General features: G+C 65.8%; 13 protein-coding genes and 1 tRNA gene. 10 read left to right on the top strand and 4 right to left on the bottom strand.

The window, feature by feature from the left end; genetic code table 11:
- The 4 genes from EAO78_RS17350 to EAO78_RS17335 all read left to right on the top strand — a co-directional run.
- Positions 1–1,468 (top strand): hypothetical protein (locus tag EAO78_RS17350; RefSeq protein WP_238987753.1); only part of this gene is annotated, 1,468 nt, incomplete at its 5' end.
- Between the two features lie 204 nt (positions 1,469–1,672).
- Entirely contained in the window at positions 1,673–2,701 is a 1,029-nt protein-coding gene (locus tag EAO78_RS17345; protein WP_122106994.1) for an ABC transporter ATP-binding protein, read from the top strand.
- A complete protein-coding gene (locus tag EAO78_RS17340) occupies positions 2,698–3,495 on the top strand; it encodes an ABC transporter permease (protein WP_122106993.1) in 798 nt (265 codons plus the stop codon). Before EAO78_RS17345 ends, EAO78_RS17340 begins: the two co-directional genes overlap by 4 nt.
- A gap of 73 nt (positions 3,496–3,568) precedes the next feature.
- Positions 3,569–4,759: a DNA primase large subunit PriL gene (locus EAO78_RS17335; protein ID WP_122106992.1), complete on the top strand. Its 1,191-nt coding sequence runs from the start codon at positions 3,569–3,571 to the stop codon at positions 4,757–4,759.
- A gap of 12 nt (positions 4,760–4,771) precedes the next feature.
- On the opposite strand, the gene EAO78_RS17330 is transcribed toward EAO78_RS17335, so the two are convergent.
- Positions 4,772–4,987 carry a DUF7472 family protein gene (locus EAO78_RS17330; RefSeq protein ID WP_122106991.1) on the bottom strand — a complete coding sequence of 72 codons (216 nt, stop codon included), beginning with the start codon at positions 4,985–4,987 and terminating at the stop codon, positions 4,772–4,774.
- A gap of 168 nt (positions 4,988–5,155) precedes the next feature.
- Between EAO78_RS17330 and EAO78_RS17325 the strand changes: the two genes are divergently transcribed.
- Positions 5,156–5,851 carry an SWIM zinc finger family protein gene (locus tag EAO78_RS17325; RefSeq protein ID WP_238987752.1) on the top strand — a complete coding sequence of 232 codons (696 nt, stop codon included), beginning with the start codon at positions 5,156–5,158 and terminating at the stop codon, positions 5,849–5,851.
- 5 nt (positions 5,852–5,856) lie between these two features.
- On the opposite strand, the gene hjc is transcribed toward EAO78_RS17325, so the two are convergent.
- Entirely contained in the window at positions 5,857–6,378 is a 522-nt protein-coding gene (gene hjc / locus EAO78_RS17320) for a Holliday junction resolvase Hjc (RefSeq protein WP_122106990.1), read from the bottom strand.
- A gap of 88 nt (positions 6,379–6,466) precedes the next feature.
- On the opposite strand from hjc, the gene EAO78_RS17315 reads away from it, so the two are divergent.
- Together EAO78_RS17315 and EAO78_RS17310 are read left to right on the top strand one after the other, a co-directional pair.
- Positions 6,467–6,886, top strand: coding sequence for a universal stress protein (locus tag EAO78_RS17315; RefSeq protein ID WP_122106989.1), 420 nt, complete (start codon positions 6,467–6,469; stop codon positions 6,884–6,886).
- Positions 6,887–6,975: 89 nt separating this feature from the next.
- Positions 6,976–7,296 (top strand): CGCGG family putative rSAM-modified RiPP protein, encoded by a 321-nt coding sequence (locus EAO78_RS17310; RefSeq protein ID WP_122106988.1) that lies wholly within the window; start codon positions 6,976–6,978, stop codon positions 7,294–7,296.
- A gap of 10 nt (positions 7,297–7,306) precedes the next feature.
- On the opposite strand, the gene EAO78_RS17305 is transcribed toward EAO78_RS17310, so the two are convergent.
- Positions 7,307–10,075 carry a PAS domain S-box protein gene (locus EAO78_RS17305; RefSeq protein WP_122106987.1) on the bottom strand — a complete coding sequence of 923 codons (2,769 nt, stop codon included), beginning with the start codon at positions 10,073–10,075 and terminating at the stop codon, positions 7,307–7,309.
- A 98-nt stretch (positions 10,076–10,173) separates the two neighbouring features.
- Positions 10,174–10,776 carry a metal-dependent hydrolase gene (locus tag EAO78_RS17300; protein WP_122106986.1) on the bottom strand — a complete coding sequence of 201 codons (603 nt, stop codon included), beginning with the start codon at positions 10,774–10,776 and terminating at the stop codon, positions 10,174–10,176.
- 200 nt (positions 10,777–10,976) lie between these two features.
- On the opposite strand from EAO78_RS17300, the gene EAO78_RS17295 reads away from it, so the two are divergent.
- From EAO78_RS17295 to EAO78_RS17835, 3 genes are all read left to right on the top strand, one after another.
- Positions 10,977–11,050: transfer RNA gene (locus EAO78_RS17295), tRNA-Phe, on the top strand.
- A gap of 325 nt (positions 11,051–11,375) precedes the next feature.
- Positions 11,376–11,975, top strand: coding sequence for a cupin domain-containing protein (locus tag EAO78_RS17290; RefSeq protein ID WP_122106985.1), 600 nt, complete (start codon positions 11,376–11,378; stop codon positions 11,973–11,975).
- Positions 11,972–12,982 carry a hypothetical protein gene (locus tag EAO78_RS17835; RefSeq protein WP_203227933.1) on the top strand — a complete coding sequence of 337 codons (1,011 nt, stop codon included), beginning with the start codon at positions 11,972–11,974 and terminating at the stop codon, positions 12,980–12,982. Before EAO78_RS17290 ends, EAO78_RS17835 begins: the two co-directional genes overlap by 4 nt.
- Positions 12,983–13,518 lie beyond the last annotated feature (536 nt).

Raw genomic sequence — 13,518 nt, 5'->3', positions numbered from 1 at the left:
CACACTCACCAGCGATTCGAAGACGCGCCACGACCAGTTCCATCTGATTCATCGCCATCAGACGAGATTACGCGGCTGTCGATGTGATCGACTGATTCTGCGTCAACTCATCCAACAGCCCGACTACAACATGGAGAAAGGGGATCTCCTAGACGCAGTTCAAGACTGGCAGCGCTCGTTTATTGAAAAGTACGACGAAGAATCGTTTGAAGGTGGGGACGACCTGCTTCATCTCTCTCAGGCTGCTGTCGACTATCAGAATCAAATCGATGATTGGGAGCTTCACATGGTGTACAGCTACTTCGAGCTCCACAATCGGGCCCAAGACAGCAAACACGAGTACTACACCTGGCTGGATTTTTTCAGACGTCTCTCGTCGATCGGACGGTTCCCGAAGGTATCCCGCTCAGATAGTCCCGAGCACGCTTTAGACACGATCGAAAAAGGGCTCTGGTCGCTTCAGGAGCAGGCGCTCGTATATGAGGTGAATGGAGAGCATACTAAGGAGCTCGTCGGGATCCCAGAAGACTATATCGACGTCATCCGAGATTGGCTGTACTATGAGATGTCGGAAGAGAATCTGTTGGCGATGCTGGAGACGCTCGATGTATTTGACCAGCAATCCGTTCTGATCGAGGCTCGTGAACGATTCGGTGTTGAGGGGAAAAACTACGGCCGAAACGAGAATCGTCGCGAAAACATCGCTCAGGCAGGAATTTATCCGAGTGAACTGCTGAAAGAAGTCGTTGACAAAGAGGAATTGAAGAGTATCGTCGACCAGTACGGCCTCGATGCTCACAAGCAGAAGACCGACGAGATGGTTTCTGCCATTATCGAGTACTTTGAACAGTCTCAGAAATCCGTCGAAGAGGGCGAACCAGCCGTCGATCTTTATGTCGGTGCCTATGAGGAGATCGCCGACGGCGCAGTCAACCAGGTTCCACCACAACTACAGGACCTCGTCGACGCCGATAACGCTGAGGAGAAACTCGATATACTGTTTGAAGACGCAACTGGTGAGATCTTCCGTGAGGCGTTCAACCTCGCGGGAGTGAATCAGTTGGGCCAGCAGGCGACAGGGATGGTCGCAGATGGCGAGATCGAGCAGGGCGGAAAGTGGCTCTTGTGGGATAACAAGCGGCGTCGAAACAAGTTCAAACTCGGTAGTGACACCCGGAGTAAAATCAAGAGCTACATCGACACCAAGAGCAAGCAGCACGACGTCGAGTGGTTCCTCATCATCGCTCCGGACTTCACCGACCAAGCGGAGACGAACGCGATGAAATTGGAGATGCAGATCGGGACAGATATCCGGTTGGTTCAGGCATCAGATCTGAAAGAACTCGCCCAGCTCTGGCAAGATGAATACGCGACTGACGACCGCGAACTACCGCTATCGGTGTTTTATGGGTCAGATGTATTCGATGTCGACGCAGCGGCTGGCCTGCTCGAAGTGGAGTTCTCATGATCGTCGACCGAAACACCGAGAGGATCAAGCCGTCTGGAAGACGACGAGAATGAGTGATGCCTACGACATCGTCCTTGAGCTCGTCGCCGAGCACGCGTGGAATGGTGACGCGAGCACGCGGGGACGGGAACGCTCCCGCCAAGACGGAGACGCTCTCGCGGCCGAACGGTGTCGTTTAACCGCGCGGCCGGTCACCCTCCGCGCATGACGAACGCACTGGAGGTCGAGGACCTCCGGAAGAGCTACGGGGACCTCGACGCGCTGAAGGGGGTGTCCCTGACCGTCCCGGAGGGGTCCTTCTTCGGTCTGCTCGGTCCCAACGGCGCGGGAAAGACGACGTTCATCAACGTTCTCGTCGGTCTCGTGCGCGCCTCCGGGGGCGACGCCCGCGTCTTCGGCCACGACGTGGAGGACGACTACCGGAAGGCTCGCGACCGTATCGGGCTCGCCCCCCAGGAGTTCAACGTCGACCGCTTCTTCCCGATCCACGAGGTGTTGGAACACAAGGCGGGGTACCACGGCGTCCCACACGACGTGGCGGCCGAACGCGCCGAGCGCGCGCTCAAGCAGGTCGGGATCTACGACAAGCGGGACACCCGCTTCGACTGGCTCTCCGGCGGGATGAAACGACGGTTCATGCTGGCTCGGGCGCTCGTCACCGACCCCGATCTCCTGATCCTCGACGAGCCCTCCGCGGGCGTCGACGTCCAATTGCGCCGTGACCTCTGGGACCTCGTCACGGAGCTCAACGAGCGGGGGACGACCGTGCTCCTCACCACCCACTACATCGAGGAGGCCGAGCGGCTCTGCGACGAGGTCGCCATCCTCGATCGGGGTCGCGTCGTCACCGTCGCCTCCCCGGAGGACCTGATGGACCGCGGCACCGACCGGGTCGTCGTCACGCTCAGGGATCCGCCGGCGTCGGCCGCGTCGCTCTCGGCGGTCCTCCCCGGCGACGACCGGATCGAGGACGTGAGCCTCGAGGAGGGACGGCTCGTCGTCACCGCCCGACAGGGCGGGCTGGTCGCGCCCGACCTGGTCCGCGAACTCGACCGTGCCGGCCACGAGATCCTCGACATGGAGATCAAACGTACCTCCCTCGAGGAGGTGTTCGTGGACATGACTCGCCACGACGAGGGAGACGAGGACGGCCGCGACGACGCGAACGAAGGTGCCCCCGATGACGCGCCGCTCGAGACCGCCGCGCCCGGCGGCGGGGAGGGGTCCCGATGAACGGCGACGCCGGAGCCGTCGACCTCACCGGCTTCCTCACGCTGACCAGACGGGAGGTCCTGCGGTTCCTGCGGCGGCCGGCCAACACCTTCGCGCCGCCGTTCATCACGAACGTCCTCTACTTCTCCGTGTTCGGCGTCATCCTCGGCGAGCGGGTCGGGACGATCACGGGGGTCCCGTACATCCTCTTCATCCTGCCCGGACTCGTGGTGCTCGGTGCGGTGTCGAACAGCTTCGAGAACGCCTCTTTCTCCATCTTTCACGGACGATGGAACGAGTACATCCACGAGGTGCTCACCTCGCCGCTGTCGTACGCGGGGATGGTGGGCGCGTACGTCCTCTCCGCGGCGACCCGCGGGCTGCTCGTCGGCGGGCTCATCGCCGCGATCGGCTGGGCCATCGTCTCGGCTCTGTTCCGGCCGGTCCCGGTCGAGAAGCCGGCGTACCTGCTCGCGTTCATGCTCGTCATCACGCTGCTCTTCGCCAGCCTCGGCGTGATCGGCGGGCTCGCCGCCAGCGACTTCGACGACCTCACCGTGATGAACCAGTTCATCCTCCGGCCGCTGGTCTTCTTCGGCGCGGTGTTCTACTCGCTCGAGGACCTCACCCCCCTCCTGCGTGACGTCTCGCTTCTCAACCCGATGGTATACATGGTCAACGGCGTCCGGTACGGATTCCTCGGCGTCGCCGAGGTGGATCCCCGGCTCTCGCTCGCCGTGCTCGCCGGAATGACCGCGGCGGCCGTCGGGATCGACGTGCTGCTGTTCAAGCGCGGCTACGGGCTGACGGACTGACGGCGGGCGGGAGGTCGGTCGGCATCCCGGACCGCACCGCTTATTCGCCGCGGCTCTCTACCTCGGGCCGGACATGGACGCGCTCCACGCCAAGTACCCGTTCTTCGAGGGGGCCCGCGACGCCGTCGCCGGGGCGTCGGCGTCGCTGCCGGAGCTCGTCGCCGACGACGCCCCGGCGGTCGAGCGGGCCCGCGAGCGCGTCGAGCGGGCGTTACTCGAGGGTACCGTCGAGCCCGAGACGGGCGAGTTCGGCGGGTCGGCCGCCGACGTCGACGCCCGAGCCGAACTGCTCTCGTATCCGATCGCGCGGATCCTCGTCTCGCTTCTCGACTCCGAGCCCGCCATCGAGAAGTACGCGGCCGCGGAGGCGTCGACCGCGCTCGACCGGCTCCGAGCGGACCTCGAGCGCGACGACGGGCTCAGGTCGACGCCGACGCCGACCGTCGACCTCGACGACGTGCTCGCCGAGTTCGACCTGTCGACGGCCGTCCGCGCCGAGCCCGTCCGCGGGAGCCGGGACCCGAGCCACTACCGGATCGCGGTCGGCCCGTACCTCCGGCTGAGTTCGCCGTCGTGGGGCGACTCGTGGCGACTCGTCAACCGGGCGCTCGCGGACGGCGCGGTGCGGGTCTCCCGCGAGGAGCTGTTGGAAGCGCTCGGGGCCGCGATCGAGGCGCGGGTCCGCGAGGGGCTTCCTTTCGAGTTGGACGCCGACGAGGGGATCGCGGCGGAGCTGGAATCGCGCGTGGCGGAGCTGAAGCGGCTCCTCTCCGAGCGCACTTACGCCGGCCCGATCGACGTCGTCGCGCCCGACCTGTTCCCGCCGTGCATGGAGAACCTGATCGGGAAGGCCGAACGCGGCGTCGAACTGTCGGGGCCGGAGAGCTTCGCGCTGATGGCGTTTCTCGTCGGGATCGGGATGTCGCCCGACGAGGTGGTCGCGTTCTGTGCCGACACGAGCCTCGACGCCGAGGGGATCCGCTATCAGACCGAGTACCTCGCGGACGACCGCGGGACGCAGTACCCGCCGCCCACCTGCGAGACGCTCTCGAACTACGGGATCTGTCACAACGAGGAGGACCACATGCGCGTCGCCGCCGACCCGCTCTCGTACTACGAGACGCGAGTGAAAGCGGCCGACGACGGGGATATCGTCGACTGGCGGGAGGAACACGGACGGGCCGCTACCGGTTCCGAGAGCGACGACGGGGAACCCGCCGTCGAGGGGGAGGAGCCCGTCGAAGAGGAAACCGCCGAGAGGTGATCCGGTCCGCGATCAGGCGTCGGGACCCTTCGATCGAATGAGGTACGCGCCGACCAGCGCCATCAGCAACACGAATCCGGTGAGAAGCCCGACCAGCGCGATCGCGCCGGACTCGGGAAGCGAGGAGCCGTCGAACGTGACGCCGATGGCGACCAGTCCGGCGACGAACACCGCCGCGGCCAGAAGCGAGACGGTGATCTGTCGACGCAGCTCCGCATCGATTTCCATGCCTCCGGTTCCCGTCGGCACTAAAAAAGGACTTCGATGGGAGGGTCGCGAACGCGCCCGCGGGACGGATCGGCCCCGGATCGTCGCCGGCGGCCGATCCGGTCGACCGACACGTTAAGCCCCGAGGGGTCGTACGTCCGGCCGAACCGGGATCGTCTCGGCCGCGACATGACTCACAGACGGATCCCGCCCACCTCGTTCGGCCCCGACGGAACGTCGACCGGGAGCCGGCGCGACGACGAGAACGGCGACACGAGAGCGGGTGGCGACGGCGACGCGTCCGCCGACCGAGACGACGGTCGCTCCGAGCGGGCGAAACGCGAGCCGATGACGGTGCGCCCGCTCCGGGACCGCCGGTACGTCGTCGAGACGGACGGGGGAACCTACGTGGTCGCGCTCGACGCCGGAACGTGTAGCTGTCCCGACCACGAGATCCGCGGCGAGCGGTGTAAACACCTCCGACGGGTCGCCATCGAGGTGACGGAGGGGCGGCTCCCCGCACCCGACGAACGGGTCGGCGTCTGTGCGGTCTGCGGCGTCGAGACGTTCGTCCCGCTCACGGCGTCGGGGCCACGGCTATGTGAGAGACACGGCTTCGAGCGCGGCGACGCCGTCCACGACCGCGAGACGGGGAAGCTCCTCGTCGTCACCCGCGTCACGGAACGGCGCGCCGACGAGTACCGGACCGACGAGGGGCGGCCGATCGACGAGTACCCGACGAACGCCGCCTACGGCGCACACGAACCCGTGGTCGAGGCGGTGTACGCGGAGTCGCTCGGACCCGCACACGGGATCGACGACGCGCGCCGGTACGGGTTCCCGGCCTCGCGGCTGGTTCCGATCGACGCCGGGCGGGACCGCTGAGGGAGTTACAACACGTCGAGGGCGTCCTCGACCGGCATGTGGCCGTCCCGGACCGCCTCGAGGACCTCACGGCGTTCCTCGTCGGGATCGGTCGCGACCTCCGCGAGGGTCACCTTCTCGGTCTCGCCGACGAACTCGGGGAAGTCGATCCCCTCGGCGAGCGCCGTCTCCTTTTTGACGCGGTAGGAGCCGGCGTCGGTGGTGTACAGGTCGCCCGGGTGGAAGAAGTACCAGTCCTCGCGGTCGAACCGGACCGCGATCCGCGCCTTCGCGCCGAAGTTCCGCGCGAAGAAGAGCAGCGCCTCAACCTCCTCGCCGGAGAGGTAGATCGGGTCGCCGGCGCTGGATTTCGCCTCGATCGCGTAGAAGGCGTCGCCGTCGCCCGCGAGCACGTCCGGGAGCTCCCGCTCCGTCGCGGAGCCGCTCGCCGGCGCGCGCATCACGGCGAACCCCGCCTCGTCCAGCACGTTGACGAGTTCGCGCTCGCGACGATCGCCCTTACGGTTCGCCGACACGGTCGCGGTCACCCCGGTGAATCACGTCCCGAGGTAGTCGCGACGGGAGTAAAAGGGCGCCGGGTCGGGATTTATCCGGCCACGTCGCGTACCTCGTGACATGATAGCACGCGTACTCGTGGCGATGGACGGATCCGAGGTGGCCGAGCGAGCCCTCCGGTACGCGCTCGACGTCCACGGGGACGCGGAGATCGTGGTCCTCCACGTCACCGGGGAGCCGTCCTCGATGATGGGCGAGGCGACGGGCATGGCGCTCTCCGAGGATCCGGAGGGCGAGATACGTGATCAGGCGGCGGACGTGATCGACCGGGCGAGAGAGATCGCGACCGAGTACGACGAGGAGGTCGACATCGAGGTGGCGGTGGGGCGGCCCGGGAAACGGATCGTCGAACGGGCCGAGGACTTCGACACGGTGGTCGTGGGGACCCACGACGGGACGCTCGTCGACCGGTTGCTCGTCGGGAACGTCGCCCAGACCGTCTTCCGGGGATCGCCGGTGTCGGTGACGGTCGTTCGGTGACGGTCGTTCGACGCCGAGCGGTCGACGATCGATCGACCCCGAACACGTTCGCCCGGTGAGACAGGGTCCTGGAAGCCCGAACGTGTCGTATGAGCCGGACCGACACCGGCGGCACCGTGGCCACCGACGACGACCTCCCCGAGTTCCTCGAAGAGGAGCATTCGGGGTCGTGGTCGGCGAACCTCGAACTCGATCGGTACGCCGACGACCGGGAGCTGCTCGTCGAGCACGCGCTGCTCGCGTTGGAGCGGACGTCCCCGGACCACCACGTGAACCTCGTCACGCATCCCGAACACGGGACTCCGGAGCCGTACCTGGCGGACCCGATCCGCGAGCGGTTCCCCGAGGCGACCGCGACGGTCGTCGACCAGTGCGGGTGTGGCGGCTACGTCTACCGGGTCGAGGTGTAGAGGATCGGAGTCACTCCACGAACCCGACGCCGGTGACCTCGAAGCGCGCGCCGCCGTCGGTTCCGTCGACGATCCGTATCTCCCATCCGTGCGCCTCGACGACCTGTTCGACGATACTGAGTCCGAATCCGGTGCCGTTCTCGTCGTTGGAGTATCCCGGATCGAAGACGTCCTCGCGGACGTCCGGCGCGATGCCGACGCCGTCGTCCTCGAAGTAGAACCCGTCCCCGTCGGCGAGTTCGCCGACGGTCACGGTCACGTCCCCGCCGCCGTGCTCGACCGCGTTGCGGATGAGGTTCTCGAAGAGCTGCTGGAGGCGTGTGCGGTCGGCCCGAACCGTCCGGTCGACGTCGACGCGGAGCCGAACGCCGGACGGTCGATCCACGTGGGCCCAACAGCTCTCAAGCAGGTCGGAGAGGTCCGTGCGCTCGAGTTCGCCGACGCCCTCCCCCTCGCGGGCCAACGTGAGGAGGTCGTCTATCAGGTCGCTCATCCGGTCGTGAGCGCGAGCCACCTCGTCGAGATGCTCGCTGTCACACTCCTCCTCGACGAGCCGTAACCGCCCCTCGGCGACGGTGAGCGGGTTCCGGAGGTCGTGGCTCACCACGTCGGCGAACTCCGTGAGCCGGTCGTTCTGGCGCATCAGCTCGCGCTCGCGCTCACGTTCGTCGAGCGCCGTCTCGGCGGCCGTCGCCAGGATCCGCGCGAGGAACTCGTCGGTTGAATCGAACGCGTCCGGCTCCCTCTCACCGATCGAGAGGGTACCGTGCTTGCCCATCGGCAGGAGCATCAGACTCCGCAGGCCGGTCCCCTGATCGAGCGCGTCGGAGAGGTCCTCGATGTCGTCGTACACCCGGACCTCGCCGGATTCATACGCCGCCCAGTTGAGGCTGTCGGACTCGGGCGTGTACACCTCCCGATCCGGCACGACGTCACTGACCGCGTCGGACGTGGCCATCGGGGCGAGTCCGCCGACCTCGGAGTCGTAGATCCGTGCCACGGCGACCGAGAACCCGAGGATCCCCTCGGCGGCCTCGATCACTCGGTCGGCGATCGCCTGGCGTGAATCGGCCCTGATCAGGTCCCGCGTCGCGTCGTGGAGCCGCTCGAGTCGCCGCTCCCGCGTTCGCAGCGTCTCCTCGCGGGCGACGCGGTCGAGCGCCGCCTCGAGATAGTTCGCGAGGATCTCGACGAGAAGCACGTCGGTCTCGGAGAAGGCGTTCGGCTCGGCCGAGGAGATGATGAAGACGCCGCGGTCGCCGATCGGATACAACACGACGCTCTCGGCCGGCGTCTCCTCCGTCAGTCGGGAAGACGAGGAGGCCTCCCGGAGGTGTACCGGCTCCGACTCGCGGAACGCCTCCCAGACGAGGTGCGCCCGGGAGCCCGGCGGCGCGTCCCGTTCGTAGCCGGGCAGTTCGTCGAACAGCTCGGGGACGCCCTCCGCGAACGCCGACAGTTCGAGCCGCGTGCCGTCCTCGTTCAGGAGGTGCACGCCCGTCAGGGAGGCGCCGATGATCTCGTCGGCCGCCTCCGTCGCCAGCCGCGTCGTCTCCTCGACGGTCCGCGTGTAGTTGAGCCGCTGTGTCCGCTCGCGCAGCTCCTGGAGCTTCCGCTCCCGGCGCTTGCGCTCCGCGACGTTCCGGCTGCTCACGAGGAAGCGCTCTCGTCCGTGGAGGTCGAGCCGCCGGATGTGGACCCTGACGGGGAACGTCGACCCGTCACGCCGTTCGAACTCGCTTTCCAGCTCCAGCCGGTCGTCGACGTCCATCCCCGCCCAGAGATCTCGGGCTTCGTCGGAACCGAGGGTCCGGTCGAGCTCCCAGACCTTCATGCCGACGAGCTCCGACTCGTCGTACCCCGTCTCGGCACACAGTCGAGGGTTCACGTCGAGGATCGTCCCCTCGACGTCGTGGACGTCGATCATGTCCGGCGAGTTCTCGAAGAGCGCCTCGAGCCGGGTCGTGGTCCGCTCGAGCCGCCGTTCCCGCTCCTTTCGGTCGGTGACGTCGGTGATGAACCCCTCTATCGCCTCGAGGTCGCCGTCGTCGTCGTGGACGGCCCGTCCCCGCTCCCAGAGCCACTTCGTCCGGCCTTCCCTGGTGTCGATCCGGTAGGTGACCTCGAAGCTTCCGTCCGTCTCGAGCGCCTCCTGGACGGCTTGCCAGGCGCGCTCTCGGTCGTCCGGATGAATGACCTCCTCGCCCCACTCCACCTCGTTTCGCTCCAGCGTCTCGGAGGCGTATCCGGTGAGCGACTCCGTCTCCCCCTCGACGGTCTCCATCGGCCACCTCGGTTCGTTCCGGCAGCGATAGATCATTCCGGGCAGGTTCTCGATGAGCGTCTCCAGCCGGCGGGTCCGTTCGGCCAACAGCTCGTGCGCCCGAGTGGCCTCGACCGCGTTGCGGATCCGGTTCGCGAGGAGCGCGTACTGTTCGGTGCCGCTGCGCTTCTGGAGATAGTCGGTGACGCCCGCGGAGATCGCCTCGCTCGCGACCTCCTCGCTTCCCTTCCCGGTGAAGAGGACGAACGGTAGCTCCGGGTGGTCCCCGCGGACGGCCCGCAGGAACTCGATCCCGTCGCTGCCGGGCATGTCGTAATCGGAGACGACACAGTCGACCTCGGACTCCGTCAACGCCCGCAGCCCCGCCTCGGCGTCGTGTTCGGTCCGAACCTCGATACGATCGTCCTCCCGTTCGAGGAACGTCGCGACCATCTCGGCGAGACCCGGCTCGTCGTCGACGTGAAGGACGCGGATCGTCTCGAGGGTCCCGCTCATACACGTGAGACGCTGCCAATGCGTAGTGATAAGTGTTTGTGACCAACGCGACGAACGTCGAGGATTCCGTCCGGATCTCGCCGAGACGGTCGCGATACCTACTGACGATACCGCTCGGGGACGTATCGTGACAGGGTCTCGGGCGCGTACCCGAAGACGACGGGCGCGATCGAGGCGAGCCGCCGCCGAAGCGCGACGTAGGTGACGCCGACGACGAGCGCGGCTGCCGTGACGACCCGGAACGGGCCCTCGAGACCGACGAGAAGCGGGAGCGAGAGCATCGTGAGCAGCGCCAGGTCGCCCGGTGAGCCGTCGTATCGGACCCAGCGCTTCGGTCGCCGCCAGCGGCCGCGGACGTGGTCGTACACCGCCCGATCGGAGGTCGCCTCCCACGGACGGAGTTCGAGGCCGCCGCCGTAGCGGTCCATCCGACAGTGGACCGTCGCCCCGACGAGGAACGCGGCGAGTCCGACGGTCACGGGGAGGGTCGAAACCGCCGCGAGAACGACCGCCGGTACCGCGAGGAGCGCGTAGACCGTGGGGTAGTGAAGGGTTCGTCGATGTCCCGAGTATAGGTCGAGGTCGGGAAAGACGCTCCCGGCGAGCGCGCCGGCGAGCGCCGCGGGTGCGATGTCGGGGGCGAGCGCGGAGAGCGGGGCCGCGATCGCCAGGCCCATCATCGCGTGTGTCGGAAGCATCATGCGTCGTCGAATCGGTCGATGTAGACGGCGACGACGTATATGTCCCACGTTTACTCTCGACTGCGAACTCGATCGGCCCGGCACCCTTGCCGTCCTCGTCGACCACGCGTTCGAGGGCGGCGTGTGCTCCCGCCTCCACGCCGGTCGGCCGCCGTCTTTCGAAATCCTTTTGTCTCGATTCGGCCTTGGTCGAAACGCGAGCCGCCTTAGCTCAGACTGGGAGAGCACTCGACTGAAGATCGAGCTGTCCCCCGTTCAAATCGGGGAGGCGGCATGGTTTTTCAGCGCGATCCGCGTTCGTTAGCCTCAACTGAAGATCGAGCTGTCCCCCTCCCCGCGAGCGCAGCGAGCGGGGGCTCGGAAGACGAGCGTAGCGAAGTCTTCCGGCGGTTCAAATCGGGGAGGCGGCATATTCTGAATCTGCGAGCGGTGCGAGGGCTCCCTCCGGTCGCCCTCGATGGCGAAGCCGTGAGCAGCGAGCGGTTCGGTCGAAGAGACAACGCCCTCATATCGGCGTGATTCACCCGCAACGCGATCGGGACAAAAAGGTAGTGTTATGTCTTCACACGCCTAAATGGAAGCGGCAGTGTCGCCGCATCATGGTTCCACAACAGCTGGAAGATGACGACGATCCGCTCGTCGTCTTGGAGACCGCGAGAGAGACACGGGGAGAGTCTGTCCGGTTCGAACTCACATTCCATCCTGGCGAAGGAACAACCGGGGACGAGTTCGGCCTCGATCATGAGCCCTGGCCGATCGACTTTCCGACAGAACACGTGCACCCGAAACAGACAGAGCACTGGCGGGTGCTTTCGGGAGGGTTAGCCGCCGTGTTCGAAGATAGCGAGGAGACGCTCGGTCCGGGCGACACCGTGACGCTTCCGGCGGGGGTCCCTCACCGGGTCTGGAACCCGCTTCCAGAACCGAATCGTGTTGAGCTGGAGTTCCGCCCTGCACTCGATGCACAGGAGCTCACGGAGACGCTGTACGTGCTTGCACAACTGGGCGAGACAGGGAAGGGCGGCCGGCTGAAGATCCTCCAGTTCGCGGTGACCGTGGCGGCGTATCCCGACCAACTATACCCGACTGGAGCCCCCATCACGGTACAGAAAGGGTTGGCACGCCTCCTTGCCCCAGTCGGACGCCGACTCGGATACCAAGAGGGCTACGACCTCGATTCGTTCGACTGCGAGACGTGATCTCCCCCAGCAGGCAATGCTATATATGTCGTGTGCTTACACATAACATGAATCAGCGCGAGCGTGAACGAGCGGACGAATTCGACCGGAACAACGGGGCGCTCCGCGATGATCGAGTACTACGGATTACCCGTTGGAGCGGGTACGTGATCGCTCCGGTGTTGTTCCTGGCGTTCGTCTCACTGTACGGATCACCGGGTAGCACCGAACAGTACTTCGCTTGGGGGATCAGCCCCGACCTCACGCCGCTCCTGATGGGTTCCGGGTACGGTGCCGGCGTGTACTTCTTTTACCGAGTCGTCACAGTCGACGAGTGGCATCGGGTCCACGTCCTGTTTCCCGGCATCGCGGTGTTCACCATCGCGATGGGGATCGCGACCATCCTTCACTGGGATGCCTTCACTCACGGTCACGCTTCCACCTGGCTGTGGGTGTTCCTTTACGTGGTGACCCCGATCCTCATTCCGGCGCTGTGGGTCTACAACGGTCGGACCGACCCCGATCGCGCGACGCTCGATCGCAGCACGGAAGACCCCCTACACGCCGAGCACGACACGTCCGATGTCGTGACGGTACCGACGGTCGTCAGGCTAGCGAGCGGCGTCGTCGGCGTCGTGTTAACGGTGGTGATACTGGTACTGTACGTCAGGCCCGAGCCGATGATCGACCTGTGGCCGTGGGCAGTTAGTCCCCTCACCGCCCGCGTGTTGCTGGGGTGGGCCGCGGTGTTCAGCGTCGTGAGCATCTACTTCGCCTTCGAGACCCGCTGGAGCGCTGCCAGGATCCCGATCGTGAGCCTGGTCATCTGGTTCGGCCTAGTGTTGATCGGATTCGCCCGATCGTGGGGCGACGTGGATCCGTCGGATCTGCTCTTGTGGCTTTTACTCGGGGGCATCACGGTCTACCTGATCGGACTCTCGTCGCTGTACGTGCTGATGGAACGGAAGCGACTCCCGGCGGCGGGATCGAGCAGGTTGATCGTCGCCGATTGCGGACATGATCGTTAGGCCGTCGTCGCGCCACCGCGGCTTGTATCGCTGCAGGTCGCGGCCGCTCAGATTGTTCATGTTCTCGATTCCCTCGACCTCGTTGCACCACCGAATGAAGTGCTCGAGCCGATAGTGGAATCCGTCGAGGGTCGACTGCGATACTTCTCGTTTCCGTGCTTCGAGGTACATCTTCCTCGCTTCTGCAGGCGAAACGGGTTCGAGTTGCTTCGTCACGGGCAAACGCCGAAGCGCCCGATTTTGTCGAGAAGAGAGCGAGTGGACACGTGGTACTCTGCTGGCTGTCCCCCTCCCCGCGAGCGCAGCGAGCGGGGGCTCTGAAGACTTCGCTACGCTCGTCTTCCGGCGGTTCAAATCGGGGAGGCGGCATATTCCGGATCCGCGAGCTGTGCGAGGGCGACCGGAGGGAGCCCTCGATGGCGAACGGCAGCGAGGCGCTCTAGTGATAGCCGAAAAATTTGTAATGTTAGAGTGTGAGTACGAACTATGCCTGGACCGTCGAAAGATCACCTCGAACATCTGAGTGAAGAGGAACT

Source organism: Halobellus captivus (assembly GCF_003697845.1).
GTDB classification, from domain to species: domain Archaea; phylum Halobacteriota; class Halobacteria; order Halobacteriales; family Haloferacaceae; genus Halorubrum; species Halorubrum glutamatedens.
Note: the sequence above shows the minus strand (reverse complement) of the source record. Positions and strands in the feature narration are given on the sequence as shown.

Bases quoted from the DNA above. Each gene is read 5' to 3' on its own strand.
- EAO78_RS17340 (WP_122106993.1), top strand. From the start codon at position 2,698: ATGAACGGCGACGCCGGAGCCGTCGACCTCACCGGCTTCCTCACGCTG.
- EAO78_RS17300 (WP_122106986.1), bottom strand. From the start codon at position 10,776: ATGATGCTTCCGACACACGCGATGATGGGCCTGGCGATCGCGGCCCCG.
- EAO78_RS17315 (WP_122106989.1), top strand. From the start codon at position 6,467: ATGATAGCACGCGTACTCGTGGCGATGGACGGATCCGAGGTGGCCGAG.
- EAO78_RS17325 (WP_238987752.1), top strand. From the start codon at position 5,156: ATGACTCACAGACGGATCCCGCCCACCTCGTTCGGCCCCGACGGAACG.
- EAO78_RS17305 (WP_122106987.1), bottom strand. From the start codon at position 10,075: ATGAGCGGGACCCTCGAGACGATCCGCGTCCTTCACGTCGACGACGAG.
- EAO78_RS17330 (WP_122106991.1), bottom strand. From the start codon at position 4,987: ATGGAAATCGATGCGGAGCTGCGTCGACAGATCACCGTCTCGCTTCTG.
- EAO78_RS17335 (WP_122106992.1), top strand. From the start codon at position 3,569: ATGGACGCGCTCCACGCCAAGTACCCGTTCTTCGAGGGGGCCCGCGAC.
- EAO78_RS17310 (WP_122106988.1), top strand. From the start codon at position 6,976: ATGAGCCGGACCGACACCGGCGGCACCGTGGCCACCGACGACGACCTC.
- EAO78_RS17290 (WP_122106985.1), top strand. From the start codon at position 11,376: ATGGTTCCACAACAGCTGGAAGATGACGACGATCCGCTCGTCGTCTTG.
- EAO78_RS17345 (WP_122106994.1), top strand. From the start codon at position 1,673: ATGACGAACGCACTGGAGGTCGAGGACCTCCGGAAGAGCTACGGGGAC.